Annotated in this window: 24 protein-coding genes and 3 pseudogenes; 14 read left to right on the forward strand and 13 right to left on the reverse strand. The window is 68.4% G+C overall.

What is annotated here, in order from left to right; genetic code table 11:
• Nucleotide 1: 1 nt before the first annotated feature.
• A complete protein-coding gene (locus ACTRO_RS06450; protein ID WP_034261965.1) occupies nucleotides 2–1,864 on the reverse strand; it encodes a CheR family methyltransferase in 1,863 nt (620 codons plus the stop codon).
• Entirely contained in the window at nucleotides 1,861–2,484 is a 624-nt protein-coding gene (locus ACTRO_RS06455; protein ID WP_051450400.1) for a chemotaxis protein CheB, read from the reverse strand. Before ACTRO_RS06455 ends, ACTRO_RS06450 begins: the two co-directional genes overlap by 4 nt.
• Before the next feature lie 333 nt (nucleotides 2,485–2,817).
• On the opposite strand from ACTRO_RS06455, the gene ACTRO_RS06460 reads away from it, so the two are divergent.
• A complete protein-coding gene (locus ACTRO_RS06460) occupies nucleotides 2,818–3,603 on the forward strand; it encodes a GAF and ANTAR domain-containing protein (RefSeq protein WP_051450401.1) in 786 nt (261 codons plus the stop codon).
• A gap of 266 nt (nucleotides 3,604–3,869) precedes the next feature.
• Here the strand turns inward: ACTRO_RS06460 and ACTRO_RS45330 are convergent.
• A pseudogene (locus ACTRO_RS45330) lies at nucleotides 3,870–4,069 on the reverse strand (slipin family protein); the annotation flags it as partial.
• 94 nt (nucleotides 4,070–4,163) lie between these two features.
• On the opposite strand from ACTRO_RS45330, the gene ACTRO_RS06465 reads away from it, so the two are divergent.
• On the forward strand, nucleotides 4,164–4,376 hold the full coding sequence (locus ACTRO_RS06465) for a TetR/AcrR family transcriptional regulator C-terminal domain-containing protein (protein WP_034261972.1): 213 nt from the start codon (nucleotides 4,164–4,166) through the stop codon (nucleotides 4,374–4,376).
• A gap of 554 nt (nucleotides 4,377–4,930) precedes the next feature.
• Here the strand turns inward: ACTRO_RS06465 and ACTRO_RS06470 are convergent.
• Nucleotides 4,931–5,461: a DUF5994 family protein gene (locus tag ACTRO_RS06470; RefSeq protein ID WP_034261974.1), complete on the reverse strand. Its 531-nt coding sequence runs from the start codon at nucleotides 5,459–5,461 to the stop codon at nucleotides 4,931–4,933.
• A gap of 267 nt (nucleotides 5,462–5,728) precedes the next feature.
• Nucleotides 5,729–6,052, reverse strand: coding sequence for a hypothetical protein (locus ACTRO_RS42875; protein WP_051450402.1), 324 nt, complete (start codon nucleotides 6,050–6,052; stop codon nucleotides 5,729–5,731).
• 400 nt (nucleotides 6,053–6,452) lie between these two features.
• Between ACTRO_RS42875 and ACTRO_RS42880 the strand changes: the two genes are divergently transcribed.
• From ACTRO_RS42880 to ACTRO_RS45340, 7 genes are all read left to right on the forward strand, one after another.
• Entirely contained in the window at nucleotides 6,453–7,322 is an 870-nt protein-coding gene (locus ACTRO_RS42880) for a GGDEF domain-containing protein (RefSeq protein ID WP_211244123.1), read from the forward strand.
• A gap of 376 nt (nucleotides 7,323–7,698) precedes the next feature.
• On the forward strand, nucleotides 7,699–7,887 hold the full coding sequence (locus ACTRO_RS48665) for an SCO5918 family protein (protein WP_245594661.1): 189 nt from the start codon (nucleotides 7,699–7,701) through the stop codon (nucleotides 7,885–7,887).
• A 410-nt stretch (nucleotides 7,888–8,297) separates the two neighbouring features.
• On the forward strand, nucleotides 8,298–8,462 hold the full coding sequence (locus ACTRO_RS46870) for a hypothetical protein (protein ID WP_157435852.1): 165 nt from the start codon (nucleotides 8,298–8,300) through the stop codon (nucleotides 8,460–8,462).
• A 708-nt stretch (nucleotides 8,463–9,170) separates the two neighbouring features.
• Nucleotides 9,171–10,511, forward strand: coding sequence for an NADH-quinone oxidoreductase subunit D (locus ACTRO_RS06495; protein WP_084316018.1), 1,341 nt, complete (start codon nucleotides 9,171–9,173; stop codon nucleotides 10,509–10,511).
• A gap of 495 nt (nucleotides 10,512–11,006) precedes the next feature.
• Complete coding sequence (locus tag ACTRO_RS46875) at nucleotides 11,007–11,195, forward strand: hypothetical protein (RefSeq protein ID WP_157435854.1); 189 nt, start codon at nucleotides 11,007–11,009, stop codon at nucleotides 11,193–11,195.
• 607 nt (nucleotides 11,196–11,802) lie between these two features.
• Nucleotides 11,803–12,723 carry a sigma-70 family RNA polymerase sigma factor gene (locus ACTRO_RS06500; protein WP_034261978.1) on the forward strand — a complete coding sequence of 307 codons (921 nt, stop codon included), beginning with the start codon at nucleotides 11,803–11,805 and terminating at the stop codon, nucleotides 12,721–12,723.
• Between the two features lies 1 nt (nucleotide 12,724).
• Entirely contained in the window at nucleotides 12,725–12,898 is a 174-nt protein-coding gene (locus tag ACTRO_RS45340) for a CsbD family protein (RefSeq protein ID WP_084316019.1), read from the forward strand.
• Nucleotides 12,899–13,259: 361 nt separating this feature from the next.
• Here the strand turns inward: ACTRO_RS45340 and gvpO are convergent, their stop codons facing one another.
• The gene (gene gvpO / locus ACTRO_RS51305; RefSeq protein WP_211244124.1) at nucleotides 13,260–13,820 is read right to left on the reverse strand and encodes a gas vesicle protein GvpO; all 561 of its coding nucleotides are present in this window, start codon (nucleotides 13,818–13,820) and stop codon (nucleotides 13,260–13,262) included.
• A 12-nt stretch (nucleotides 13,821–13,832) separates the two neighbouring features.
• Here gvpO and ACTRO_RS06510 point away from each other — a divergent pair, with 12 nt between their 5' ends.
• On the forward strand, nucleotides 13,833–14,072 hold the full coding sequence (locus ACTRO_RS06510) for an acetyl-CoA hydrolase/transferase C-terminal domain-containing protein (protein ID WP_034261983.1): 240 nt from the start codon (nucleotides 13,833–13,835) through the stop codon (nucleotides 14,070–14,072).
• Nucleotides 14,073–14,911: 839 nt separating this feature from the next.
• On the opposite strand, the gene ACTRO_RS51310 is transcribed toward ACTRO_RS06510, so the two are convergent.
• The gene (locus ACTRO_RS51310) at nucleotides 14,912–15,031 is read right to left on the reverse strand and encodes a group II intron maturase-specific domain-containing protein (RefSeq protein WP_211244125.1); all 120 of its coding nucleotides are present in this window, start codon (nucleotides 15,029–15,031) and stop codon (nucleotides 14,912–14,914) included.
• 131 nt (nucleotides 15,032–15,162) lie between these two features.
• Between ACTRO_RS51310 and ACTRO_RS06515 the strand changes: the two genes are divergently transcribed.
• The gene (locus ACTRO_RS06515; protein ID WP_425394874.1) at nucleotides 15,163–16,041 is read left to right on the forward strand and encodes an HARBI1 family protein; all 879 of its coding nucleotides are present in this window, start codon (nucleotides 15,163–15,165) and stop codon (nucleotides 16,039–16,041) included.
• Here ACTRO_RS06515 and ACTRO_RS46880 read toward each other — a convergent pair.
• A pseudogene (locus ACTRO_RS46880) lies at nucleotides 16,001–16,444 on the reverse strand (reverse transcriptase domain-containing protein); the annotation flags it as partial. The gene ACTRO_RS06515 and the pseudogene ACTRO_RS46880 overlap by 41 nt on opposite strands.
• Before the next feature lie 322 nt (nucleotides 16,445–16,766).
• On the opposite strand from ACTRO_RS46880, the gene ACTRO_RS48680 reads away from it, so the two are divergent.
• The 3 genes from ACTRO_RS48680 to ACTRO_RS06535 all read left to right on the forward strand — a co-directional run bounded on the left by ACTRO_RS48680 (nucleotide 16,767) and on the right by ACTRO_RS06535 (nucleotide 19,315).
• Entirely contained in the window at nucleotides 16,767–17,591 is an 825-nt protein-coding gene (locus tag ACTRO_RS48680; RefSeq protein WP_051450405.1) for a LamG domain-containing protein, read from the forward strand.
• Nucleotides 17,592–18,545: 954 nt separating this feature from the next.
• Entirely contained in the window at nucleotides 18,546–18,935 is a 390-nt protein-coding gene (locus ACTRO_RS06530; protein ID WP_034261988.1) for a hypothetical protein, read from the forward strand.
• A gap of 35 nt (nucleotides 18,936–18,970) precedes the next feature.
• A complete protein-coding gene (locus ACTRO_RS06535) occupies nucleotides 18,971–19,315 on the forward strand; it encodes a hypothetical protein (protein WP_034261991.1) in 345 nt (114 codons plus the stop codon).
• Nucleotides 19,316–19,637: 322 nt separating this feature from the next.
• Here ACTRO_RS06535 and ACTRO_RS50770 read toward each other — a convergent pair.
• The 5 genes and pseudogenes from ACTRO_RS50770 to ACTRO_RS06550 form a co-directional block, all read right to left on the reverse strand.
• Nucleotides 19,638–19,898: pseudogene (locus ACTRO_RS50770) on the reverse strand (fructose bisphosphate aldolase); the annotation flags it as partial.
• A 998-nt stretch (nucleotides 19,899–20,896) separates the two neighbouring features.
• Complete coding sequence (locus ACTRO_RS51315) at nucleotides 20,897–21,217, reverse strand: hypothetical protein (protein WP_157435862.1); 321 nt, start codon at nucleotides 21,215–21,217, stop codon at nucleotides 20,897–20,899.
• Nucleotides 21,218–21,419: 202 nt separating this feature from the next.
• Nucleotides 21,420–23,135 (reverse strand): IS1182 family transposase, encoded by a 1,716-nt coding sequence (locus tag ACTRO_RS06540; RefSeq protein WP_157436768.1) that lies wholly within the window; start codon nucleotides 23,133–23,135, stop codon nucleotides 21,420–21,422.
• A 125-nt stretch (nucleotides 23,136–23,260) separates the two neighbouring features.
• Nucleotides 23,261–24,013 (reverse strand): GNAT family N-acetyltransferase, encoded by a 753-nt coding sequence (locus tag ACTRO_RS06545; RefSeq protein ID WP_051450406.1) that lies wholly within the window; start codon nucleotides 24,011–24,013, stop codon nucleotides 23,261–23,263.
• Between the two features lie 471 nt (nucleotides 24,014–24,484).
• Entirely contained in the window at nucleotides 24,485–25,519 is a 1,035-nt protein-coding gene (locus tag ACTRO_RS06550; RefSeq protein WP_034261994.1) for a PLL family lectin, read from the reverse strand.
• Nucleotides 25,520–26,395: the final 876 nt, after the last annotated feature.

Raw genomic sequence — 26,395 nt, forward strand, 5'->3', positions numbered from 1 at the left:
GTCAGGCGCGGTCGGTGCCCTCCATCAGCAGGACGACGCCGCCGCCGTCCATCGGGGAACAAGCGATCGAACACAGGATGGTGCGGCCGATGCGGTTGACGGCGGCGACGTCCACCGGCCCGGACCGGGCCCCACTCGTCTGGCAGCTCGCGACGACCTTGCGCACCTCGTCGGTCGGCAGGCCGAAGTCCAGGGAGAAGAACGGCCGCAGGCGGACCTCGCCGGAGCGCAGCCCCCACATGTCTTCCGCGCCCCGGTTCCAGCTGTGCACTCGCAGATCCGCGTCCAGCACCACCACGCCGGCCGCGATGCTGGAGAGCACGCCCTCCAGGAAATTGCGGGCCTCATCCAGTTCCCCGGAGCGGATCCGCATCTCCTCGTTCATGGTCTCCAGTTCCTCGTTGCCGGACTGGAGCTCCTCGTTGGTGGTCTCCAGCTCCTCATTCGTCGACTGGAGTTCCTCATTCGTGGTCTCCAACTCCTCGATACTGGACTGGAGCTCCTCATTCGTGGTCTCCAACTCCTCGTTCGTGGACTGCAACGCGTCGTAAGCCGCCTCCAGCTCCCCCCGGGTGCGGGTGAGCTCGTTGTTCAGCCTCGTCGTGACCGTGGTGTCCAGGAACGTCAGCGCGACCCCGACCGGCTGGCCGTCGGCGGCGGACATCGGCTGGATGACGATGTCCAGGAACTGGATGTCACCGTCGTGCAACTGCCGTTCGGCCGCGGCAACCCGGACGGCGTGGCGCTCGGTTTCGGCCTGCTCGATCAGCGAGCGCAGCTCGATCGGCCGGTAGGAGATCTCCAGATCCCGAAACGGCCGGTTCAGGTCGTACGTGGTCAGGCCGAACTGGGCCCGAGCGGCGGCATTGATCAGGACGATCGCGCCATCGGGGTCGAGCGCGATGGTGGCGCTCGGGGAGGTCTCCAGGGTCAGGTCGCGCAGTTGGCGCCTGCGCCCGGCCTCCCGGACCTCCGCGCCGCTGGTGGCGTCCATCTTCAGCGGCGCCGGATTGTAGGGCGCGACCGATTCCCCCGGGCGGCGCCGGAAGATCCGCTGGCGCATGTTGGCGACCTCGAAGCGCTCGCCGTCGGACAGCAGCATCTCGGCCTTGCCCAGGAACAGGTGGCCGCCCTCACGCAGGGCGAAGTGGAATCGGTCGACGATCCGCGACTGGGCCTCGGAGTTGAAGTACATCAGGGTATTGCGGCATACCAGGAGGTCGAGGCGGGAGATCGGCGCGTCCCGGGTGATGTCGTGCCGGCCGAAGATCACCCGCCGGCGCAGGTCGGGCCGGAACGCGAACTGGGAACCGTTGGGCTCGAAGTACTTGGCCCGCAGTTCCGGAGCCAGGGGCTCGAGCGCCTTGGCCGAGTACAGGCCGCTACGCGCCTCGCGCAGCGCCTCCTCGTCGACGTCCGTGCCGTAGATCTTGACGCGCCGGGCGCATTCCTCGACGCCGAGGACCTCGGCGAACAGGATCGCCAGGGAGTACGGCTCCTGGCCGCTGGAGCACCCGGCGCTCCACACCCGGATCTCCTCGTCCGCCCCGCGGGCCGCGATCAGCTCGGGCAGCACCTCCCGCTGCAGATAGGCCCAGGCCTCGGCATCCCGGGTGAAGCCGGTGACGTTGATCAGGATCGTGTTGAACAGGGCCCGGAACTCCTCGGCGTCGGCCTCCAAGCGGTCCCGGTAGTCGGCGTAGTCCCCGATCCGGGCGTCAGCCATCCTCTTGCGAATTCTCCGGCCCAGCGTGGAACGCTTGTAGCCGGCGAAGTCGAAGCCACGGGATTCCCGGATGAAGACCAGCAGCTCTTCCAGGTCGCCACCGGGCTCCGGATCCGGTGCGACATCGTCCGCGGTCATTGGCCCGCCGATCCGACCAGATCGCGGATGACCTGGGCGATCTCCTCGAGCGGAAGCACGAAGTCGACCACACCAGTCTCCACGGCCGCCTGCGGCATACCGGCGAAATCCGCCGATCCCGGGTCCTCGGCGATGACGGTGCCGCCGCGGGACTTGACCGCGGTCACTCCCATCGCACCGTCCTTGCCGGTTCCGGTCAGCACGCAGGCGATCGCCCGCGCACCGTAGGCGCCCGCCATCGACTCGAACAGCAAATCCGCCGACGGACGCACGAAATGCACCAGTTCGCTGTCCGACAACGCCAACAGCCCCGCCGCGCCGACCAACAGGTGCTGGTTGGGAGGGGCTACATAGATGGTGCCGGGGCGGGCCAGCTCGCCCACCTCGGCAAGCTTGACCGGCAACTGCGTGCTGCGCCCCAGCACGTGGGCGATGACGGTCTCGTGCCGCGGATCAAGGTGCTGCACCACCAGCACCGGGACCGGGAACCCGACCGGCAACGCACCGAGCAGCACCCCCAGCGCGGTGATACCGCCGGCCGACGAGGCCACCGCGACCACCCCGTACCGCGCCTCCGGCCCGTCGGGCCGGGATACCTCCCGCGCCACCTGCTCGCTCACCAGCGGGCACCGGGCTGCCGGGGAACACACTGCAGACCCGCCCAGCACGCGTATGCTGCCCGCGGCTCCCAGGGCGTCGAGCACAAAGTTGTGGACACGGCTTGAAGGCTAGCGGACCGACACAGTAGATCGTGCGAGAAAGAGACCCGACCTGGCCAGATTCGGCCGATCCAGGTATCGGCGGACAGTCAGGCGCTCCAGGACCCCAGCGAGCCCGCACCCGGCGCGAGGACCCGCCGCGCGAAGCCTGTGAACCCACCAACCGGCCTCGTCGGGTTCGAAGCGGGCCAACCAAGGTGCTACCGGGTCGACTACGCTCAGGACAATCAGGGAATGGAGGCCGAGGTGCAGGAGCATGACGTGGAGCAGACGGCTGAAAGCCGCGAACAGCGTATCGCAGGCACCTTCGCCGCGCTTTCCGACACTCTCGCCGACGACTTCGACATCATCGACTTCCTCGGCGCGCTGACCAGACGTTGCGTGGACCTACTCCCGGTGGCCGCGGCCGGGGTACTGCTGGGCGACCACGGTGGGCAACTGCACCCCCTGGCCGCTTCCGACGAGATCGCCCGGCTGCTGGAACTGCTCGAGATGCAGAACGACGAAGGACCGTGCCTGGACTGCTTCGGCAGCGGCACTCCGGTCATCAACGGAGACCTAGACGCGGCCGGCACCGCCTGGCCCGCCTTCGCCGCCCACGCCCGCGCCAGCGGCTACCAGATCACCCACGCGCTGCCGCTCCAGCTGGGAGACACCGTCGTCGGCGCACTCAACCTCTTCGGCTGCACCCCCGAACCGCTCGGCCGCGCGGACGTCGACCTCGGACGGTCGCTGGCCGAGGCCGCAGTCGGCGGGATCTCGCACCAGCGCGCCGTCGCCTGCGGCGGCGAGGCGGCGCTCCAGCTCCAGCTCCAGCTCCAGCGCGCCTTGACCAGCAGGATCCTGATCGAGCAAGCCAAGGGAGTGCTCGCAGAACGGATGCAGGTCCACGTCGACGACGCGTTCGCGGTCCTGCGCGACCATGCCCGCAGACACCACCAGCCACTGTCGGAACTGGCCCGCGCGGTCGCCGAAGGCGGCGACCTCGAGGGCCCGAACGACAAGATCCGACACTGGTAAGCCCGCCACCGCACGGCAACGGGCGGCCGCACCCACCCGCCGTCGCGCGCCCGCGTAGACCTGAAAGTGCCGAAAACATATGCGACGTGCTGGCATTCGTGAAGGACTCCCCCGGCGCGGTCCCATCGGCGCACCCGCAGCGTGTCGAGGTCGATCACGTCGTCCGGCAGCGGACGCAGCGGCGCAGCCAGCCCGAGGAAGCGGTGCGGACGATGCGTGGACTCGGTCATGCTGGTCTTATCTCCCACGTTCGTGCGGGCGTTGCGTCAGTTCCCTGTTTCGGGTACGCCGTTGATCGCAGCGACGTCCAGCGGCGGGCGGGTCGCTATCACCGGCGCCGCGGCTGCGGTCGTCTCGCGGGCGAGGAATGCGCCGAGTTCGGCGATGGTGGTCATCGGCGGAGCAGGGAAGACGACGGTGGTGTTCTTGTCCACCCGATCTCCACCAGGCTTTGCAGCCTCCGAAGGCAAGCCCCGTCGCTGCACCGCGCCGGTCATGCGCCGACGGTTGGCCCCCGGCCGCGCACGTGCCGCCGCGGACACGGCCCCGGCCGCTCGTGCATGGCCCTGATCATCCAGCTGGGGAGAGCCGAACTGCACGCCTTTCTCCGTGCCCTGCCCTCCGATCGCTTTCCCACGCTGGTCGCCCTCGGCCAACACGTGTGGGTCGACGACCGCGACGAACGCTTCACCACCGGTCTGGCCACCATCCTGCACGGCCTCGATACCACCAGGCCCCTGGCCGGCGGCGACGCGACGCCCGACCAGCGCTGAGCTGGGACGGTCGGCGCCGCCTTCCCCACGAACAGCTCAGGCCCGTCCAGGTTCCCCGGACTCCGTCAGTGAGGCGACACTGGTCCGGAGGGGAGTTTGCGATGCGCAGGCTCATCCGCCGGAGTTCCGGCCCCGTGCTGACCGGCCGGCCCAGTCCGGGGGCAAGCCGCACTCCGAGCCGGCGCGTGATCCTCGTATCTCAGCGTCCTGACCGCGCAACCGGTCGCCCGGTCAGGTGTGCCGTCCGGGTTTCGGGGCTGCGCCGTGAACTTCGTGCGTCCGGCCCGGTGGAGGTGGCCCTTCCCGGCCCAGCGTTTGAGGAGAGCCGGCTGCGGGAGTCTCACCGTCACCGCTCGCACAACCGCGCGTGAGCCTCTCGGCTCTCACGGCTCCCATCGTCCAGACGGCGGGTTTGAGCCCGAGCTTCCAGTGCCCGAAGGCCAGGGCTGTCTTCGGGCGGTTTCCGCCGGCAGTGAGCACCGCCCACCACCGGCCCGCAGGCCCGCCAGTCCGCCGGCCGATCATCGCAGTACTCCTGCCGATGAACAGCTCCCTTACGCCGATTCCTGCGCAGGGCCGCCCTCGGACTCCCAGTCGGCGATCCGCTCGGGGTCCGAGGCGTGCCCTGTCGGATCCGCATCCGACGCGGCGAGCAGTGCACTGGCGGACTGCAGGTTGCCCTCGGTGGCGGCGTTGACCATGAGGCGCTCCGCGGTCTCGGCGTCGAGTTCCGGGGGTACGACGAGCAGATCCCAGCGCGCGCCTCCGCGCAGGGAGATCAGGCAGATGTCGCTGCGGTCCTGCTCGGCGTCGAACCATCCCACGCTCACCACGTGATCGCCGGTGACCACCTTCTTCGGGATGTCGGGCCACATGGCCACCTGCACCGTGGCGTGATAGATCCGTCCCCACACCGGATCGAGCGCCGCGACCAGCGCGGGCAATTCACGCGTCAGGTCGCGCGAGCGCGGCCACCAAGCCCCGTTCACCATGCCCGGGTGATCGCTCGGCTGCTTGAGCCGCAGGCGAACCGCGGTCGGCGGGAGATCGCCGCGGAATGCGGGAGGAACGTTGGCTGCAGTCATGTGCGGGCCTGTCCCCGGGCCGGCAAAGGTCCGGAATCATCTATCCGCCGGATGGCGGGCCCGCCCTGCTCGGCGAGCCTCGATACGCGCCCCCGGTCGGTACCAGCCTACGACCTGCCGGAGCAGCTCGCAGCCGGCCTTCCGGCCCGCCTCGCTCAGGATGAACTGCCTTAGGATCAACCGCGCGCAGTTCGTCATGCGGACTGAGCAGGCGAGTCCACCGGTCGAGGTCGGCTGCGATATTCGCCGCTAGGACCCAGGCGACGTTCACCTCCTTGCCTGCTTTGACCTGGTGTTCGGCCGCGCCGCGGTCGCGGTGGAGAGCGTCGAGGAAGAACGGGTGGTGGCTGCCGGGCACGCCCGGGAGGGCCGAGAGCGGCACACGATCTCGATTCGTTCGCTCACCTGCACGATCGCATCGGTCAGCTGGTCGATGCGCTCAACGCGGATGCGGCATACGAACGCGTGATGTTCCCGGAAGCTGCCGGTCAGCGCCTCGACGAGGTCCGGGATGCGGGTACGCATGCGGGCCTTGGCCATCTCGGCGAATACATGCACGTCGCGTTCCCCCTCGACCTGGGCGCGGAGCATGGGCCGGCCGGAGACTCCGAGTTTCGGCAGGTAGATGGGGAAAACCAGCCGATCGAAACGGCAAGGCGTCCCAAACCGACCTCACTCACCGGCGCGGTGGCGCTTGGGCCTGGGCCGACGGCGGTCCTCGCCGTCCTGGTTACGGCGCGTCGCGCCGCAGCCGTTTCCCGGAGCTGCGACGATCGACGTGGCATGGACAGGATCGCAGACGGAGACGCCCACCACGTTGACCGAACCCGACGATCTCACAGCCCCGCTCGGTAAGACACTGTTCAGCACCGCCGGCAGCTTCTACCTGCTCGGCGCGGCAGTCAGCCTCGCAGCCGATCTCTCCTACTGGGCGCAGCTGCCCTCGGGCGGGCGCGGCCTCGGGTCGGTGTGGATCCTCGCTTTCACGTGTGTGGCCATCGGCGCGGTCGTCGGGTTCGTGCTCCTGGTGGCCCGCACCAGGCTGCCTGTTCGCTTCGCCGCGGTTCTGCCTTTTCTCGCGGTCGTACTGATCACGGTGCCTATGCTTGCGGGTAGGCGGTTGGCGCCCACCGGCGCGATCCTGCTGCTGTGGCCCGTGATGTACGCCGGGAGCCTGCTTGCTGAATCCGTGGCCTGGATCACCACCGTGGTGAGCCTGATCGCCCTCTTGGCCGCGAGCGTGGCCGATCCCGACCGGACCCTGACCAACTTCGGCCCCACAGCAGCGACAGTCGTGCTCACGTTCTACGCCACGGCCGCCCTCCAGCGACGCCGCCGCCGCCTCGTAGCGCGCCTCACGCATCAGGCGGGCACCGACACCCTCACCGGTCTGGCCACCCGGCGCACCTTCCTGCAGACGCTCGCGCGCGAGGTGGCTGAACATCGGCGCCGTGGCAGTCTCCTATGCCTGTTGATGATCGATGCCGACCGATTCAAACAGGTCAATGACACGGCCGGCCACGACATCGGTGACGAGGTGCTGCGCCGGCTCTCCGCGCTGCTCCTGCGCGACACGCGCGGTGGCGACCTCCCGGCCCGATTCGGAGGCGAGGAGTTCATGCTGCTCATGGTCGACTGCTCCCTGACCGACGCGACCGCCCGCGCCGACGAACTGCGGGCCTCGATCGCCGCCGAGTCCACCGGCTGGCCCCATCCCCTCACCGTCAGCATCGGCGTTGCCGAACTCTCGACCCACGTGCCCGAACCCGACGCCGGATCCTTGCTTCTCAGGCACGCCGACGAGGCCCTCTATGCGGCCAAACAAGCCGGACGAGACCGAGTACGCACGCGCGAAAGCTAGACCGCGTCTTCAATGCGGGGGTGCCGAGTGACGTTGCTGATCACCGTCTGATCGCGGTGGCGCAGCAGCGTCTCTGGCGTCACCAGCCAGTGCCGGCGTAGGCCACGGGCAACAGCCGGGCGAGCGCGCAGAGATCCCGGTCGGTCCAGTCGAGCCTCGGCCTCGGATTCGCTCGACGAAGCACCGCCACCTCATGCCGAAGGATGAGGATCTCGGCGTTCAGTGGCAGTTCCTCGCGTGGGCGTATGGTGGAGACGGGCATGCGAGCCCGGTCGAACCGCGCCCGGCGTCGCTCCCCGATCCCTTGCGAGGCACGATGCGCTGCATGATCGCCGGTCAACCCTTCTACCTGGAGGCAGCTCAGGTGGAGACAGCCATGCGCGGCGCCGAACCCGAACCACTGCGCGGCGCGTGCGCACAGGTGGCCGGCCTCTGGTACCCCGTCATGCAGATCGGCGCGGCGGTGACCGGCCAGGACCGGCGCGATTTCACTGGCGCCGAGGTATCCAGAGCGCTGCTCAGTCTCGGCTTGACCTGCAGGTCCGCACCTCCCGTCGCGCTCTGACGGGGAGCGAGCCGACCCGAGTGCTGAACTCGTCACGAGACCGTCCCGAACCGGCTCGATCCAGATGCAGGCGACGGTCGGGATCGTCAGCATGCGCATGATCGCCATGTCGGCGGGCAGCGCCGCGACGTGCCACTCCATCGCCGCCTGAAGGAGACCCTCCGCTTCGGCCTTGTGCGGGCTGGTGATACTCTCCTCGGGCTCGATGATCGGCACGAGTCCCGCGGCGGCGATCCGGGCAGCGATCTCGAGCAGTTGTCCTATGATCGCCTCGATCCCGCCGACGTCCGTGCTGCGCGTCCGCCAAGTCCTTATCCACTTTCAGGAACGGGACGACGTCGCGCTCTTCCCAGAGTTAGCGCCCAGTCGAGGGCCCGTCGACCGTCCAGGTCATCGTCTGCTCGAACAGGATGGCCGCGATCACCCCCGTCCCGTCGCAGGCCGGCCTGGTCACGACGCGCGTGCGCATGGCGTGGACACAGGTCGCACATCTCATCATCGCTCGAATGGCGGTCTGCCTCGACCCCACCGCCGTCCGCGTCGAGAGCCACGGCTCCGAGGATCCCGCTTCGTGAGGCCTGCCGCGGCGTCACGCCCGGGCTAGGGGCGCTACTGTGGAAGCAGTCCAAGACGCTCCAGCCCCTGGCGCCGTGATTTCCGGCGTGCAGCATGTGGGAAAGGGCAGGCGCCGGCCACCATATCCGGCGGGCCCAGTCCTTTCTCGCATCTGGCGCCTCAGAGCCGAAGGCTCAGGGCATATCCATGGACACATCAGATTGGCGAAACCACCTCCAGACCCACATGGGCATCGAGTTCGACGCCTCCCGGATGCAAGTCCCCTCATGCCCTTCCCGAAGTCCACGCCACGCCCCGGCCGCCGAGCGCCGGGCTCGACGGGGCCCTGTCTCGCCGCGCGTACGCCCTCGGGAAAGGGCCGTCGGCCGGATGAGGCGCCTACGGCAGGCGGAGAACTGCGTCAATACGCATGCCTGGCTGATCACGCGAGCCTGCATGCGGGACAGCACCGCGGACCAGAACGGCGACTCAGGAGCGGCCTGGCTTGTCGGCAGCCTCGTCGAGCCGCCCATCAACGCAGCGGCGTACGACGACGCGCCGGCTGAGGCCGTACGTGGCGTGCGCGCCAGCGACCTGTCGCTCTTCTCCAACCGGCGGGGCGGTCCCGAGCATGTGATCGCCCCCGCTGCTCCGGAACAGCGACCGGCACCTGTCCGACACGCTGGACCGTCCGCGATCGCTTCGACGCGCAAGGAGCCCGTGACGTCATGACGCCGCTGGAACCGGAGACCATTTCGAGCAACCAGGACACCGCGCCGGACGACCCGCCGATCATCACGGTGGGCGGCGGCGACTGGGAGGAAGTCCTACGCGCCACGGCCGAATGCGCGGACGAGCGCATCATCGTGAACATGGGGCCTCAGCACCCTTCCACCCACGGCGTCCTGCGGCTGATTCTGGAGATAGAGGGCGAGAGCGTCATCGAGGCCAGGTGCGCCATCGGGTACCTGCACACCGGGATCGAAAAGAGTCTCGAGTACCGCAACTGGACCCAGGGCGTGACGTTCGTGACCCGCGCCGACTACCTCGCGCCCGTCTTCAACGAGGTGGCGTACTGCCTCGCGGTCGAGCGGCTCCTGAACGTCACCGAACAGATACCGCCACGCGCGAGCGCGATCAGGGTCCTGCTGATGGAGCTGAACCGGATCTCCTCGCACCTGGTCGCCATCGCCACCGGCGGCCTGGAGCTCGGCGCGCTCACCGTGATGACCAACTGCTTCCGCGAGCGCGAACTGATCCTGGACGTCATGGAAGCGGTCACCGGCCAGCGCATGAACCACGCCTTCGTGCGCCCCGGCGGCCTCGTGCAGGACCTGCCGCCCGGCGCCGACGCCGCGACCCGCGAGGTGCTGCGCATCCTTCCGGGCCGCATCCGGGACCTCGAACGCCTCCTGGACCACAACCCGATCTTCCTGGCCAGGACCCGCTCGATCGGCTACCTCAATCTCGCCGGGTGCCTCGCGCTGGGGGTGACTGGGCCCGTCCTGCGTGCCACCGGGCTGCCCCACGACCTGCGCAAGGCGCAACCGTACTGCGGCTACCAGGACTACGAGTTCACCATCCCCACCCGTGACGGCGCCGATGTCTACAGCCGCTACCTGATCCGGATAGCCGAGATGAAGGAATCGCTCAAGATCATCGAACAGTGCCTGGACCGGATGCCCTCGGGCCCGGTCATGATCGCCGACCGTAAGGTCGCCTGGCCCGCGCACCTCGCGCTCGGCGGCGACGGCCTGGGTACCTCCGCGGACTGGATCCGGGAGATCATGTTCGAGTCGATGGAATCTCTCATCATCCACTTCAAACTGGTGACCGAAGGCTTCGCGGTCCCGCCCGGCGCCGTGTACTCGGCGGTGGAATCCCCTCGCGGTGAGCTCGGCGCCCACGTCGTGAGCGACGGCGGCACCCGCCCCTACCGCGTTCACCTGCGTGACCCCTCCTTCAACAACCTCCAAGCCGTACCGGCCATGGTCCAAGGTGGCATGCTCGCCGACGTCGTCGCCGTCCTGTCCTCGCTCGATCCCGTACTGGGCGGCGCCGACCGCTAGTAAATCCCGGCAAGGCGACGCGGCGTGACCGACGCGACGGCGGGCTCGAGACCGTCCTGCACGTGCCCGGCGTCGGGTGTCGGTCACCGCGCACCTCGCCGGGGAGGAGCAGTCGTTCCCGCGGTCGGTCGCGGCGCGCCCCGCCGATCACCCGCGAGATTTCGGCGCCGATGTGCACTCCGGAAAGAAGGGCAGCCCGACCCGACCGCACGCCGCTGCCCCACACACCCCGCCCGGCGACAAGGCAAGTGCTCTGATACATGGTCCGATGGACCGGCTGTGCACAGCCTGGCCATCGCGACTCACGCGCTGAGGCCCGAGGGGAGCGAGCAGAGGGTCTCTAGCCCCCGCGTACACCACTGATGTCATTGGCCCTCTGGCCGGAAAGTCCCGCCGGTTCGCTCGACCGCTTCCTGCCTGCGCGTGCATGGCCATGTCCCCTTCTGCGGCCCGCGGGACCGACCAAGGGGTCGATCGGCGTGGGGCGATACGAGCGTGGCCCCGCCCCCATTGATGCGGCACGAACTCGACCCCGGCCTGTTCGGCATCTACGGCTGCTCCACCCTGACCGCGGCGGATATCCTGGGCGAGACCGCCAAGATACACCGCTTCAAATCCAAGCCCGCCTACGCCGTGCACAACGGCACCGCGCCGCTGGCGCCGAGGGTGCCGGCGTCGCCTTGACCACGTAGAGCTCCCAGGTCCCTTGCCGGGGCGTGCACCCAGACCTCGCCTCGGGTGAGCGTGTACTGCGTCAGATAGCCGTTCTGCTCGTTTCAGCCGTGGGCCGGTTGAGATTTCCGCGGGGACCCCTATACCCGCGGCATCATGGCGCACTACTGTCAGTAGCACCGTCCCGGACCCCGGCGTCGTGCGCCGGGGCGAGTCACGCCCCGGCCGTGAAGAAGCCGGGGCCCTGGTGACCGCAACACTGAGTACCGCGATAGTTCCCCTCCTGACCGCAGCCTCCGCGGCTTGGCGATCCCGCCGACGACGCGGCGGCGCGCACGACGCTTTCGACGCACCGTGGCCGGACACTCTCGGCGAGCACACGGTTCTCGGGTACGACGCGGCACACGGTGCCGCGGCGCCCGCCGTCTTGTCCCACGGCGGCAGTTGCCCGCCGCGCCGTCCCTGGCGCGCTCGCGCCTGCGCCGATCCGGTGAGCAGCGCGGCGGTGATCGCTACCCGGCCCAGTCGGCCGGCTGGGCGCTCTGGTGACGTCCCGCCTCCGCCTGCGGTCGAACGCCTGGCCGGTTCGCCCGCACCGCCGCCTGCTGCGGATCGCGCGGTGACGGTGGAGCTGTTGCGGCGGATGGGTGCGCTCGGGCCGGAAGACGGGCTGCGGGTGAGCCTGCGTGAGGCGGTCATCCGGGACCACATGCGCGATGCGTGGTATATCACAGCGCTCTACAGATTCCGTGGCGCACAGGGCGAGGACGATGTACAGCTCGCCTACCGGAGCCTGGCCGCAGCGGTGGACCGCTTCGATCCCGAGTCCGGCGGCAGCTTCCTGAGCCAGGCCGTCCCAGTGATCCTCCGGGAGGTCAAGGCCAGTCGCCAGGACGACGCCGGAATTCTCCGTGCTTCTCGGCGAACACGGCAGGTTGCCGAGGCACTGCGCGTGAGCGCCGGGCAGCTCACACGGGAGTTGGGGCGTTGCCCGAGCATCCCGGAACTGGCCGTGGCCATGGGTGAGAGCTGCGAGGACGTCGCCGAGTCGCTCGACGCCGCACTGGGATTGACGGCGGCCCGCAACGACCTGCCAGAGGCGGCATCGCAGGGCGTGACCGGGCCCAGGGAGCGCGGCGCGCCCGTGACGCAGCCGAGTCGAGAGGCATTCGCGGTCATGTTCGCCCGGCTGGAGTACCGGGCCAAGCAGGTGTTGTTGATGCGGTTCCTGCGCAAGATGAGCCCGGCGCAGATCGCCGCCGAACTCGGTGTGCGCCTGGAAGAGGTCTCACGACTCCTGGATCAGAACCTGGGCCGGCTCGGCGCGGCGCGGGGCGACCCGCTCGGCGACCTGACCGACAGGCAGCACGCAGCCCCCGACCCCGACCTGCCCCCGACCTCGCCGACGGGTCGCGAGAGATCACGGCTCAGCCCGTGCACCATGGACCCGGCCTGCTCGCCGCATGAACCTTCAGCCGGTCAGCCAGAGACAGCGGTGCGCCGACGGACTGCCCGAAGACCAGTTGACGAAAGGCAATGACGTGAATGTCGCGAAGAAGTCCAAGCACACCGCCGAAGCGCTCAAGGGCCGTACCAAGAGATTCCTCGGCCGCGTCACCGGCAGCCGCCGCCTTCGCGCCGAGGGCCGCGGCAACCAGGTCAAGGGCGACACCGAACAAGCCGGAGCGAAGATCAAAGACGCCTTCGAGCACTGACACCTGGCCTTGATCACCCTCGCCATGAGCGGACCACCGACCTTGATCGTCTTCCCGGAGGAGACTCAGTGATCACGCGAACCAGGTCCGCCGGCGCACGGGCGGCGCCAGGCTGGGTATCGCAGGGTTAGCGGCTCTCACACCCGTGACAGTTCACGCGGCCGCCCCGACACCCCGCGCGACCGGGGTACTCTCCGGCGCGGGCCAGGCCCGGGACCTGGTCGCACGACCGGGCACACGCGTTCTTCTCCCGCCCGAGCTGGAACGCCGAGTTTCTCGGGGTCGTGCTCCCGCATCTGATCGTCAGGACGCTGCCCTCGCCTCAGACGGCGGGTGACGATGGCGGTGGAAGACACGCCGTTCAAGCGGCGCGGGAAGTAGGTGTTCGGCACCCGCCCGGCAGCACGACGGCGCCGCGCCCGGCACCAAGCCGGCCGGGCGCGGGAACCGTTTCGTGGTGGTCGGGATCATCGTGGAGTTGCCGTACCTGTCCGCCTCGATCACCACCGGCGCCGCCTCGGATCTCGGACGGATGCGGCAGGGCGGGGTGCGACGGACGGGTGGGCGCGGCCGCGTGGTCAGGAGTCGGCCGAGCCCCGGTAGTAACGTCGAAGCGTCTGCGATAACCGAGTAGGTCGCCGTCCTCGTCGAGGTCGACCTCGTAGGTGGCCATCAGGCTCGTGGTGCCCGGGATCCGAGCCACCTCCACCACGTCCACACAGACGCGCCAGTTCTTGCCCTCGACCCGCCCCACTTCGGAGCTGCCCTCGGCGGGGTGCCCGATGAGCCGGGTCGGACTCGTCGCGGCACGGCGGGCGGCCTCCTCCGCGCCGGTGACGCGCGTGGCGCGCTGCCAAGCCGGCGGGCGGGCGGTGGAACGCTGCGACCTCGACGACTGCGACCTGGATGACTTGGCTTCCATGATCTAAAGATTTTGCGCGAGGGCCGGATCCACTCCGGCTTCGGCGGCCAGAGCGACTTCGTTGTGGGTGCGTTGCCCTCCCCCGGTGGCCGGGCGATCATCGCGTTGTCTTCCTGGCATGCGAAGACGGGCAGCTCCACGATCGTCGGGCACTTCACGGAACCGGTCACCTCGCTCCAGCACACGGCCGTGGTCACCGAGGTCGGCCGGGCCGACCTGTTCGGCCTGTGCCAGCGCGACCAGACGGAATGAGACCACTGGATCTCCAGAACGGTCGGGAGCATTCGGAGGCAACACGGTGAAATCAGTGATTTTCCGCATTGACTAGAAGTTCTAGCAGGGTCCCGAACCTCCCCGGCAAGGCCCAGCCGTTCTTGTGCGCCGGTCGACTGAATAGTCTTCTCAGCTGACGAACAATTCATCGGTCTCCCCGACGCTGCCTATTCAAATGCCCTACTGGCATCGGTATGCACCAGCGCTGCGCCCCGCCAATCCCACGATCGCGCCAGCTCTTCCCCGCCCGGCTCAGCCTGCCGGAGATCAGCACTGGGCCGTGCCCTGCCGCATCCGAATCGACGCGCACGAAGGCGAACACCGCGATCGTGACGATGCGGCCCCGCAGAATCTGTCGCAGAACCCGGGTTCTGCAGGAGCGGGCGCGCGCCAGCGCCATCAGCCCTCCCGCCGAGGCGCGGATCCCGACGCCGGCACACCGTCACCGCTGTCTACGGGGCGACTCCGGATTCACCGGCTCCAGCTCCGCGGACCGGGCTCGCGCCGCCTCTACGCCGGACACCGCCTGGCCAGAAAGGCGGAGCACCCGCCAGGCTCATCCCGGGGTACAGAGCAGGCCTCGGTTTCGATCTCGTCTTATCAATTTCGGCGCTTGATCAGCGGTTCGCTCTCGCTCGCCCTCCCGATCCCCATCTGACGCATCACCTGCACCTTTTCCCCGACCGCTGCCGAGTAGCCGGGGGAATCGCCCCCCCCCCCCCCCGGCTCTCACAGATCCGTACGTGACGATTGCTCATTGTCAACGGCGATTGAAAACCGACCCCCTGGCGTCTCGTACTTCTTGTGCAGCCACCGCATCAGGTAGGCATGATGCGCGCCAGGAGAGGAAACAGCGCGGAGCGGTAGAACGCCCCGTAATACTGCATCCAGCCGCGCACGATCGGATTGAGGTCTTCCGCGCAGCGTCGTGCGCGCACATTGTGACGGCTTCGCGGATCGCTTTGGACTGTCCACGATCTGACACGCCGTCATGACGGCACGAAACCCCTGGTAGAAGCAGTCTTGTCTAGGGATCGCTTCACACCGAGGGGTTTCGTTGCCTCCTATCATCGCAGATGATCCGATCACGTTCACCTGCGTGCTCGAAGCCCGCCGCGAAACGGTGGATTTTGTAGCACGACTACTTCACCTGCGGCGATGCGCGCTCGGTACGCGCTCGGGCACGCGATCACTCGGTCCGTTCAAGCAAGCCGTGCTCGCGCTGCGCTGTTTCCTCGACAACACCCGCGTGCGCCAACTGGCCGTCGACAACGCGATCAGCGCCTCTACCGCCTACGACTACCTCAACGAAGCGATCGACGTGCTCGCCGCGCGCGACCCGTGCGTACACGACGCGCTGCTCGCCGCCAAGGCCGCCGGCGCGACCCACCTGAACCTCGACGGCACGCTCATCCACACCGACCGGGTCGCTATGCGCGGACCGAACGGGGCCGACCTGTGGTGGAGCGGGAAACACAAACACCATGGCAGCAACATCCAGGTCCTGTCATACCCCGACGGGTTCCCCTGCTGGGTCTCGGACGTACGCCCCGGCCGCGCACACGACACCACCTGCGCGAAGAAAGCTGAAGGCCTGCTGCCCGCACTCGAACTGTACGAGGCCGAATATCAGATGCCGACCCTGACCGACCTCGGCTACATCAGCCTCTCGCCCGCCATACGCCACCCGCACAAAAAGCCCAAGGGCGCCGGGCTCACCGAGACGCAGACCACGTACAACAAAGTCATACGTGGCGTCCACGGCATAGCCGAGCGAGCGAACGCCCTGCTCAAGGAGACCTTCGCCGCCCTCCAACACGTCAGCCTCAGCCCCACCCGCATCGGCGCGATCACCAAGGCCACACTCGTCCTACTCCACCTCGAGCACGGCCGCCCCATCCCCGGCGACCGTCCGGCAACGTCAACGGAGCCATCAGCCACCGCTTGACGTACAGCACCACCCACGGCAGGTCGCACACCGCCTCGGCCGCCTTGACCACCAGATCCCACGGCACGCTGTCGAAGAACTTCTGGATGTCCAGATCGATCACCCAGTCCGTCTTCCAGCAGCGTCGTCGGCAGATCGCCACCGCATCGAGCGCGGAGCGCTTGGGACGGTATCCGCAGGAGTCCAGGTGGAAGACCGGCTCGGCCCTCTTCTCCAGCACCTCGGCCACCGCCGTCTGCTCCACCCGATCCGCCACCGAAGGCACGCCAAGGATTCTCGTGCCCCCGCCATGCGGCTTCGGAATCTCGGCCGCACGCACCGGTGGCGGGAAATACGTGCCCGAGGAGAGCCGGTTCCAGATCTTGTAGTAGCCGGCGAAGTTGCGGTCGGCCAGCAGCAGCATCGCGGGCTCGAGCGAGGCGAGCAGGCGGCGGGCCAGGCCATGCTCACTGAAGCGCGCGACGGCGTCGAAAGCGGCGTCGATGACCGCGTGGGTACCGCACTCGATCAGCGCCATCAGCCTGACCTGGGGGTTCCCGGACGGTCGCCGATCACACTCGCGGATGCAGTCTGCGATTCGGGGAAAGCGGCGATGAGTAACGCCGGCATGGCCATTGACGACCCTCCAACGGCGTCGCATACTCCTCCCCCCAATCGTTCCGGAAACGTTTCCGGAACCGGGCCGAGCCCTCCCACGGCACGTGCCCCACCATTTCGCAGGAGCGATGATGCTCAAGTCCGTACACCCACGACGGCGCGCCGTCCTGGCTGTCATCACGGCGGTAGTCCCGGTCGCCGCGCTCGTCACCGTCATCTCGGTGCCCACCACGGCGATGGCCGCCGTCCCCGCGCCGCCCGCCGGCTGGACCACCGTGTTCAGCGACGACTTCAACGGTGCCGCCGGAACCGGAGTCAACACCGCCAACTGGCTCTACGACACCGGCACCAGCTACCCCGGCGGCGCCGGGAACTGGGGTACCGGCGAAGTCGAGTCGGAGACCACCTCCACCACCAACGTCTACCAGGACGGCCAGGGCCACCTGGTCATCAAGCCGGTCCTGAGCAACGGCGCCTGGACCTCCGGGCGAATCGAGACGCAGAACACCTCCTTCGAGGCCCCGGCCGGCGGCGAGATGGAGATGACCGCCTCGGTCGAGCAGCCCAACCCCGGCAGCGGCCTCGGCTACTGGCCCGCGTTCTGGGCGATGGGCGCCGCAGCCCGCGGCGTGGGCGCGACCAACTGGCCGAGCATCGGCGAGCTCGACATCATGGAGGACGTCAATGCCCTGAGCGAGGTGTCCCACACCAGCGGCGCCGCTCGAGACAACGAGGTCCCGGGCGGCCCCGTGTTCGCGCCGCCCCGGACAGGGCCCGAGCAGGGTGGAGCCACACGGTTTCCGACACTGCTTTCTCATCCATCATCGCAGGTCCAAGCCAGTAGCCGAGCCTCGGGCGAAGTACACGGATCTGCGCGAATGCGCAATAGTCGAAGACCGCCGCAGGCTGTGTGCACAGCGCTCGGCCGATCTGGAACGGACACTCGGCGCTGATCACCCGCAGCCCCGCGGGCCTGCGGATGGCCAGGGGCGCGTCGATAAACAACTTCGGGTTATGATCTACTTGGCGGGTTCGTGGCCTGCGATGGATGCGAGCTGGGCGCTCCCGCGCTTGGCGTAACGCGCGGTGACCGCCTCGCGGTCGGCCACCTGCAGCCCGGTGCCGTCGATCGCCACGTGCGCAGCCCCCGCCAGTGCGCCCCCGGGCTCTCGCGCCGGGCCACCGGACCGGACACCGCGTCGAACAGCGCCTTGAGCGGCGCGGCACCCAGCCGACGCCGGGCACAGGCGAAGGAGGAGGAATGTGGGCACGTCGCAGCCAGCCCGAACCTGCGCGAGGATTTGCCCGCGGCCGGGAGCCCCGGTTTTTGAAGATCGATGGTGTGCGTAGGCGTGAATGCGACCGCTCGCGCCGTCCGGAGTGGCGACGGGCACTGTCACGCACTCGTGGGCCGAAATACCACAGTCGGGTAAGCGCGTCGACCGCACTTGGCCGGAACTCGACCGGACCATAGTCGCACCGGCTCACACGGGGGCTGGCGGAAGCACGCAGAGAGGTACGCGCTTGCGTACGGTGAAGGCGCTGTGAGGAGATGGAAAAGCGGGACAAACCCGCAGGGTCGATAGGCGCCCAGACCCCGCGCCTCGGTCACTGAAACGCGCCGGCGGAGTGAGCTCATCTCTGCGGGCACAAAGTGGAGCGGTCGTCGCCAGGCACCGCTCGACCGAGGAGCGGACATGAACGATCCTACGGGCGCACGGGATGCCCGCGGCGGTGTGCCGGCGAATCACAACAGCGCCGGCCACACCACGCCTGAATTGCGCGAAGGCGAGGTCGGCGGCCGGGTGCGAGCGTCGGCACCCGCCCCGGAGGACGGGTTCCGGGCAGAGTTGTCCGACGTTTCCGGCCCGTCTTCGTGCGCGCAGGGGGCGTTGCGGCGAGGTGTCGTGGACGCCGGCGTGGAGCACTGGAGGGGGCTGTTCATCGACTCGGGCCGTCGGGGACTGGTCAGGTCCGGGCGCGTGAAGGCGCAGCCGTCAGCCGCCAACCTGGCGGCTGAGAACGCGGCCCTGAAGTCCGCGCTGCGCACCTGCTGCCGCCGCTTGATACCGCAGGAATCCGCACAGTCGCCGAGGAACGAGTGCGACGTCACGAGCGTATTGCCGACCTGCGCGCAACTGGTGGAAGGTTACATGGCGCAACGTCCGGGCTACGGCAATCGCCGGATCCACGAGCTGATGATCGCCGACGGGCACGTCGTTTCCGCCTCCACCGTGCGCCGCGCGATGGACGTTTCCCAGCGTCGCCCGGGGACTCCCGAAGCAGTCAGCGCATGACCCGAGCGCACAGCGCCCCGGCACGGGGAGGGTCGTTGGTCACCCCGCACTTCTACATTCCTGGACCGTTTGATCCAGACGAACTGGCGGGCGCGCTCACGCTCGCCCACACCGTCGTGATCCGCGACCCCGGACACGACATCCAGGCCGTGTTCGACGTCATGAACGAGGATTACAGCGTGGACCTCACCCAGGACCAGTGCGGGCAGGTCGCTCGCGCGGTCCTGTACTTTCTGTGCGGGATCGGGGCGCTCGATACCCGGGACGCGATCAGGGCGCTGCACAAATGGCATCTGAGGAACCGGCGCAAGCAGGACGTGCTGGCATGGGCTATCGCGGAGACGCTGCTAAAGCTCCGGTCGCCCTCCCGCTCGGCATGACCGCGACGGAACTGCGCCGGGTGTGCGAGACGGCCGCCGACGCGCTGTGCGCGGGAGGCGGACCGGCGCGCCGGATTGCTCACCCCGCAGCCGACTGCGTTCCACGACGGCCGAGTCCGGCGTGGCCTGTCCGTGCACCGCATTGCCCTGGTACGGCCCACGACGTCGTGAAACACGGTAGCTCGCCTCGCGATTGCCGCCTCATCCGCATGCCCCCAGGCAGTGAATCAAACTCCTCATACTCGCACTGCTCTCTCGGTTCCGGCCGGTAGCCGGACCATTCGGCTGTCGGGCAACGAGAGGCATCGCGCTTCTTGCTCCGCCCTTCCAACAGCGCGCGCGAGAAACTCGCGATCATGCCGGGCTCCGCGGCGAGCCGCCGGCACGCCTCGGTGCGGGAGTAGCCGCCGGACAGGGCCAGCACTCGCAGGACGCGGGGGTCTGCGGCCAGGTCGGAATAGAGGCCGGCGACGCTCGGGATCGTCAGCTTGAGCATGATCGCCGTGTCGGCGGGCAGCGCCGCGACGTGCCGCTCCAACTCCGCGCGCAGCAGTTCCTCCGCCTCGAGGGCGGGCAGGAGATGGCCGGCGCTGCTGTAGGTCAGCCGACCGGCGGCCCAATCGATCCAGCACCGATCTGCAAGGCGCGCGCGGGCGTCGGAGTCCCGTGGCAGCCGGGCGTATATCCGAATTCAGGCTCCATCCGGCATCGCCCGGTTCACGGTGCAGGTAGAAGTCGATGAAGCGCACCATGGCGCTCCACGGGGCACAAAACCGGCCCGGGCTCGCTCCGCGGTCCTGGGCGAGGTCCTCCTCGCTCAGCAGCAGCGTCTCGATGAGGATGCGCTCGCGCTTGCCGAAGTGGTGCAGGACGTGGCCTGAGCTCATCCCCACACGGCCGGCGACATCGCGCGCGTGCACGGCGTCGGGGTCCTGCTCGTGCGCACTTGGGCGGCTACCCCTCGCACTGTAGTTTCCAGGTGATGCGCGTGCCCGGACCCCGCGAGGCTGGTTGCCGCCCGCCTGACCCGGCAGCGGCAGGCGGACCACGCGGCTGGTCGCCGACCGGGCGCGCAGTCGGGAAAGGGGTCGATCACCAAGCCCGTCCTCTTGCTGCCCGGCGTGCTCGAAGCGGGCCAGGATGCGTCGGCGATGGCGACGTGAATCTGAACGCTGATGCGCGTGCCGACGCCGGACGCGGCACCTGGACCCTCGCCGCGCTCGCCGAGCCTGCCGAGGCCCAGTCCCCCAGGTCCGAGTTGGACTCGCCTCGGCAGGAACCGCGCAATCCTCAGGTCCGAGGAGCACTTCGGCGCGCCAGCGGAGGCGACCTGCTCCCACCGGCTGGGAACGGGCCCACCGCGACCAGAGCAGCGTCACGCCGAGGGCGGGGCGCCGTGGGAGCAGAGCCGGGGAGCACGATGGGAGCGCACGAACTCCCACGGCAACGGTCACCGGCTGCCGCCAGCACCGAACTGGAATTTTACGGATCGCAGGGCTGGCATAACCGCAGGCCATAGGGCAGTCTTGCTATTAAACTCAAGACTCTAAGAGCAATAGTGCGTTGTTCACACCGAAGAGATCACTGGTTCGATCCCAGTATCGCCCACCGCGAAGTATTCAGGTCAAGCCCATGCGTTACCGAAATGTAATCATGGGCTTTACTTGTATCTGCTCCCAGAATTGTGGGAGCAGGGAGCACGCTGGGAGCAGGGCCGAAAAGGACAATACCTTTGTCCCGATCTGCTGAACTGAACTCATTCGTCAGCGTCTGCGCGGTGCCGATCCCGAGCTTCGCCGCGATCGACTTGATCGCCGCGTGCTCGGAGGGGTACTGGTCCTTCGTCTCCAGCACCAGGCGCACGGCACGGTCACGGAGATCCTGTGGGTATGGCTTGCTCATGACGGACTTGATCCTTCCAAAAGATCAAGCCTGGATCAACTCCGGTACGGTTCAGGGGTCCTCTCCACCCGAGTGGACGTCGTCGTGTGCATCCTTCCTTACCGCCTCAACCTATGATCGCATTGAGGCCCCACCGCCCAGTGGGGTCCTCACCTGGACGGATAGCATTTTCGACACCGGCAAGACCCTGGTGGTTTATTCGTCAGGCGATAAGTGAGAGTTCGAGGCGGCCGAGGTGACTTGTTCTGGTTCGGTCGAGAATCTGGCCGTTCCAGTAGGCGTCGAGGCGGATCAGGTTGATAGCGCATGCGGTCAGGACGTGGTGTAGTCGGGTCTTGTCGATGCCTCGGTAGCGTGTCCGGCGGATCCCGAGGTCGATGGCCTGGTTGATGGTGCCCTCGACTCCGGCGCGGAGGGCGTATCGGGCCTGCCAGGCCTTGGTCGACTGGTCGGCGCGGGCTTTGAGCTGGAGCTCGTGGACTTCTCGCTGGGGCACGGTGACTTGTCGGCCGCCTTTCTTGCGGCGGGTGCACAGGTCTCGGGCCGGGCATCGGATGCAGCCGGCCGCCGGGAACGTCACGACGATCTTCGCGGTGCCGTTCTGGACGCATGGGGTCCACGCTGAGCTGCTCTGGCCTTGCGGGCAGGTCGCACTCCGGGCGCCGAAGTCGAAGGTGAAGGCCGACCGGTCGTATCCGGCACCGGCTTTGGCCTGCGCCGAGGTGTCGGCCAGCAGAGGGGTGACCAGGTCGATCCCGTGCTCGGCCTTGGACGAGAGCACCAGAGCCGCAGACGGGTAGCCGGAATCGAGGTAGTGCTCGGCCGGGGTCAGGCCCCGATCGGCGAGCATGGTGTGGACCTGCGCGGTCATCGCCACATCCGGCACGGTCGCGTTCGTGGTGGCGACGTTGGTGATGATGTTCGGCGGATCCAGCCTGCGGGAGGCATCGCCGGGAGCAGGCTCATCCGGCCAGTCGCAGGTCTCGGTCAGATGGACCTTGTAGCCGCACCAGAACAGGTCATCGCCTTTGGCCGCCCACCGGGCCTCGGGATCATAGGGGGAGGCGATCCGCGATGGGGCCGGCGGGATGCCGTCCTTCTCCGCATCCCGCCGTCTGATCACCTGCTTCCCGGTCTCCTCCTCGTACACGTAGTAGTTCTGCAGCAGCACCCGCCGCAACACCCCCACCGCCGGAATTTCACGCAGCCACACCGGCGCCGAGGCCGCGTACACGGCGTTGACCAGGGCGAACCCGTCCTGGCCGTAGTCGGCCGTGAGCTGGTCGCGTTTGGTTTGCGAGGTCGGCAGACGCCAAGAATCGATCCGCCGCCCGTAGCGCGCCGACCAACCCGCGACATCGAACTCGGACGCGAACCACCCCGGAGCCGCCGCGACGAGGGCTTCGGCCGCGGCCCGCACCGACTCCCCGGCCAGCTCCAGCCGGTTCAAATCCCGCACCGCCGAGACCACATGCGTGGAATCCGTACGCTGCTTCCCACCCGCCTTGACCAGGCCCCGCTCCACCAACGCGACCAGCAGCACGTCCAACAGATGCTGCTCGAGCCCACCTTCGAGCACCCGGGAACGGAACTCCGGCAGCACGCTGTGATCGAATCCGGGATCATCCAGCCCCAGCCCGAGCGCGTACTTCCACGACAGATCCCGGCCCGCCGCCTCCGCAGCCTGCCGATCGGTCAGCTTCTGCGCCATCTGAAACACGCTCACCAGCGCAAGGCGCCCCGGCGAATAGCCCGGCCGACCCCGCACCCCGAACCCCGCCACGAACCCCTCATCCGGGAACACCTCCCCGAGCATGTCCCTGACCTGCACCGCCAACGGCAGCACCTTGCGCCGGTAGATCGCCTTGATCGCCGCAGCAACCTGCGGATCCGGCTCCGGCCACGGCGCGGGCTGCATCGACACGACCCTCATCCTCCCCGCAGGCGAAGATCGGAGACAAGCCGCCCGCCAGGCAACCCTACGAGATCAGAACCCTGCCGAATAAACCACCAGGGTCCGGCAACGGTTATCGCCGGCAAGACTCAGGGCCGGCAGACCGCTGCCGCGGCCAAGGAGCGCGGCTGCATGCCGCAGCGCTCATAGAGCCGTATGGCGGGGACGTTGTCCGCGTCGACGATCAGTGCTGCCTGCCCGTGTTCGCGGATCAGCTCGTGCAGCGCGAAGGTGAAGGCAGCTCGTGCGTAGCCCTTGCCGCGGCCCACTGGCATCGCCGACACGCCCGCGAGAAAGCCGACCGTCGGTACGGACCACGCCTCGGCCGTTACCGCGGCCAGCGCACCGGATTCGTCCCGCGCACCGCACCAGCGACGCACGCCCGACACCCCGGGCCGCGCGTAGGACGTGGGGAAACCCTCGAGCAGCAGCTGCTCGATCTCGTCCTCGTCGCCGGCCGAGAGCCAGGCTGCATCACAGAGGCCTTCGATGCCGGGGTGCGCTGGAGACATGGTGGACTGCATCCACAGGAACGGTGCGACGAGCTCAAGCCCCGCGACGCGCCGTGCCAGACTGCCTATGAGGTGCTGGTCGCCGATGGGGCGGAAGCTCGGACCGATCTCCCGGAGCACAGCGGCGACGAGGCCGGCAGCGGCGTGCTCCGGGCCGGTGACGGCGAGGCGATCCCGGCCGGAGAGCGAAGGCGAGGCGACCGCCACCGCGCCTTCCGCGCACCAAGCGCGCACCCCGGCGCCGAAACCCTGGGTCACCCAACGGATCAGCGGGTCACCGTCGTCGAGCTCTTCCAACGTCAGCCGATCGGGAATCGCCATGATCTTCATCCGATCATCCTTCGCACTCCGGGACCGGCCCGTCAAGACGCAAGCGCCAGCGGGCGATCCGCCGTGGTGCGCGCCTGGAAACCTCCCACGGCTTCGCCCGCACGGTGCCCGTGCCCCAGGATCGGGCAGGGTGACGTGCAACGCGGACATCGACGCAGACGAATAGCTCCTGTGATCAGGGCATGAAGGAGTGCCGCGTACGCGGCGGCGCCCAGCCATGGCGCCGCCGCGGCACCCGCGCCGCTACCGGCGCGGACCACCTCCACCGGCGGGCCCGTCCTCCCGAGCCCCTTCCTCCACGCGAACTGCCGGCCGCGCTACACGACTGTCACGAGAACCGCCTCAGATGTTCCAGGTGTGTACGCCGCAGTCCTCGCTACGACGCCCGCCGCGGGTGCGGCGGGCGTCTCAGCACTTCGCGCGCCCGTCATGTTCCGTCCGGGCGCGACGCGCCCGGACGGCGCGGGCCGCTCAGGCCCAGGTCTGGCGCTGGAGCCACAGGGAACGGGCGGTCCCAGAGCCCTGGGTGAAGACGTAGAGCAGGGCTTCCTGATTGGCGATGGCGGGGCTGACGTTGGCGGGGCCGATGACGCCGCCGAGGGACTGGAAGTCGGTGTAGGAGCTCTCGTTCTCGGCCGTCTGCACGGCCACCCACAGAGCGTTGTCGGTGCCCTTGACGAAGACGTTGATCCGGCCGTCGAGGCCGAGGGCGGCGGTGGGCCGGTCGATGATCGCCCCGCCGAGGCTGACCGAGGTGTTGAAGGAGTCGTAGTCGTCGCTCTGCCCGACGCGCCAGGCCGCGGCGTCCGAGCCGCGGTAGAGGATCTGCACCCGGGCCGCGGCGTCGAGCACGACGGAGGGCCGGGTGGTCACGCCGGTGGTCTGCTGGGCGAAGGACTGCCAGGAGTCAAGGCCGTTCGGGCTCTGCTGCTGGATCGTCCAGAGGCTGTTGGAGCCGCCCAGGACCGCGACCACGATGCGTCCGGAGCCGTCGAGGATCGGCGAGGGCGTCGCGTAGATCGCGCCGCCGAGGGAGACCGGGGCGGTGTACTGCTCGTAGTAAAGGCCCTGGTTGCGCACGTACCACAGCGCGCCGTCGGTGCCGCGGAAGAAGACCTGGATGCGGCCGTCGGCGTTGAGCGCAGCAGCGGGGTCCCCGCCGACGCTGGTCACGATCCGCGTCGGCGTGCCGAAGCCGACGTTGGGCGCGTTCTGTGTCACGACTTCGATGTCGCCGGACGTGGTGCGGTAGAACACCCGGATCTTGCCGTCCTTGCCCCGCACGGCGTTCGGCACACCCGCGATGGCGGCGCCGGTGATCTGAGCCCAGGAGCTCCAGGTCCGGTCGCGCTGCTCCCAGATGGTCCAGAGGGTGTTGGAGCCGCCCTGGACGAAGACCTGGACGCGGTTGTCGGCGTTGAGGACCGGCGCCGGCTCGGCGACGATGGTGCCCTGGAGGTTGATCCAGGTGCCCCAGTTGGTTCCCGGAGTAGTGGACACAGGCATGAGTTATCCCCTTTCACGCGCTGCGCACAGACTGCCTTGCGCAATTGTGCTCACTCGAGTCATTCCACCCAAATGGCCCACTTCACACGATATCAGTTGATATAGTCTGCCTGATCTATGAAGTCGGATGAGCACTCGTCCACTCACACGGTCGCCTGCGAACCGCACTGGAGTCGATCCAAGACGTGGACGGAAGCTGGGACGGTTCACAGCGCCCCACCGCAGCACAGCCGGACACATAAGATTGCGGCCGTGAGCGAACCGACCGGCGAGATAGCCACGGGCATCAACCCTCGCGGCTTCGGCGAGCCCGTGCTCCGGCTCGACGGACGGCGCAGCATCCTCGCGCTCTGGCCTCAAGACGCAGTAGGCGAGGTCTGCGCCGCAGGACCTGAACGGACCGGAGGATACGTAGGCCCCGTCCAGGGCGATGCCGCGATCTTCCCGAACGCAACGCTCCGGTACATATGCAAGGCCTGCGCCCGCGCGAAGGCCGGATTATACGAGCTCGAACTCACTGGTCATGTCTGCTCGTACTGGTCAAGCGCCACATGCCACGTCGACCGGCGCGCTTACTCTCCCGGGGAACTCGAGGAGCTCTCACCGCGCGACCGCATCGACTACGTGACAGAACAAGACCAGTACTCGAAGCGGGGATGGACCGTCCTCGCAGTCGAACCCGCCACCGACTGGCCCCCACAGCAAGCTATTCATACTGGGACATCGAGATCTGCGCCACGCGCGACCTACCGCGCCAGCACTAGATCAACAAGCCCGACGAATCACACGCTGAGACCGCAACAGACCGAGGCGTATCCAGAGCGGCCCTGGTCGTTTTCGCAGATCCTCATCACCCGCGCAACTCATCGACCAGGT

The sequence above is a fragment of the Actinospica robiniae DSM 44927 genome, assembly GCF_000504285.1.
GTDB classification, from domain to species: Bacteria; Actinomycetota; Actinomycetes; order Streptomycetales; family Catenulisporaceae; genus Actinospica; species Actinospica robiniae.

What these genes read in the sequence shown, in the direction of transcription:
- ACTRO_RS06550 (WP_034261994.1), bottom strand. Translation starts at nt 25,519, where the DNA reads ATGCCTGTGTCCACTACTCCGGGAACCAACTGGGGCACCTGGATCAAC.
- ACTRO_RS06450 (WP_034261965.1), bottom strand. Translation starts at nt 1,864, where the DNA reads ATGACCGCGGACGATGTCGCACCGGATCCGGAGCCCGGTGGCGACCTG.
- ACTRO_RS06540 (WP_157436768.1), bottom strand. Translation starts at nt 23,135, where the DNA reads ATGCAGCCCGCGCCGTGGCCGGAGCCGGATCCGCAGGTTGCTGCGGCG.
- ACTRO_RS46870 (WP_157435852.1), top strand. Translation starts at nt 8,298, where the DNA reads ATGGCCGCGATCACCCCCGTCCCGTCGCAGGCCGGCCTGGTCACGACG.
- ACTRO_RS06545 (WP_051450406.1), bottom strand. Translation starts at nt 24,013, where the DNA reads ATGAAGATCATGGCGATTCCCGATCGGCTGACGTTGGAAGAGCTCGAC.
- ACTRO_RS48665 (WP_245594661.1), top strand. Translation starts at nt 7,699, where the DNA reads ATGCGCGGCGCCGAACCCGAACCACTGCGCGGCGCGTGCGCACAGGTG.
- ACTRO_RS06470 (WP_034261974.1), bottom strand. Translation starts at nt 5,461, where the DNA reads ATGACTGCAGCCAACGTTCCTCCCGCATTCCGCGGCGATCTCCCGCCG.
- ACTRO_RS06495 (WP_084316018.1), top strand. Translation starts at nt 9,171, where the DNA reads ATGACGCCGCTGGAACCGGAGACCATTTCGAGCAACCAGGACACCGCG.
- ACTRO_RS06465 (WP_034261972.1), top strand. Translation starts at nt 4,164, where the DNA reads ATGGCCCTGATCATCCAGCTGGGGAGAGCCGAACTGCACGCCTTTCTC.
- ACTRO_RS51315 (WP_157435862.1), bottom strand. Translation starts at nt 21,217, where the DNA reads ATGAGCAAGCCATACCCACAGGATCTCCGTGACCGTGCCGTGCGCCTG.
- ACTRO_RS42875 (WP_051450402.1), bottom strand. Translation starts at nt 6,052, where the DNA reads ATGCTCCGCGCCCAGGTCGAGGGGGAACGCGACGTGCATGTATTCGCC.
- ACTRO_RS06460 (WP_051450401.1), top strand. Translation starts at nt 2,818, where the DNA reads ATGGAGGCCGAGGTGCAGGAGCATGACGTGGAGCAGACGGCTGAAAGC.
- gvpO (WP_211244124.1), bottom strand. Translation starts at nt 13,820, where the DNA reads ATGGAAGCCAAGTCATCCAGGTCGCAGTCGTCGAGGTCGCAGCGTTCC.
- ACTRO_RS48680 (WP_051450405.1), top strand. Translation starts at nt 16,767, where the DNA reads ATGATGCTCAAGTCCGTACACCCACGACGGCGCGCCGTCCTGGCTGTC.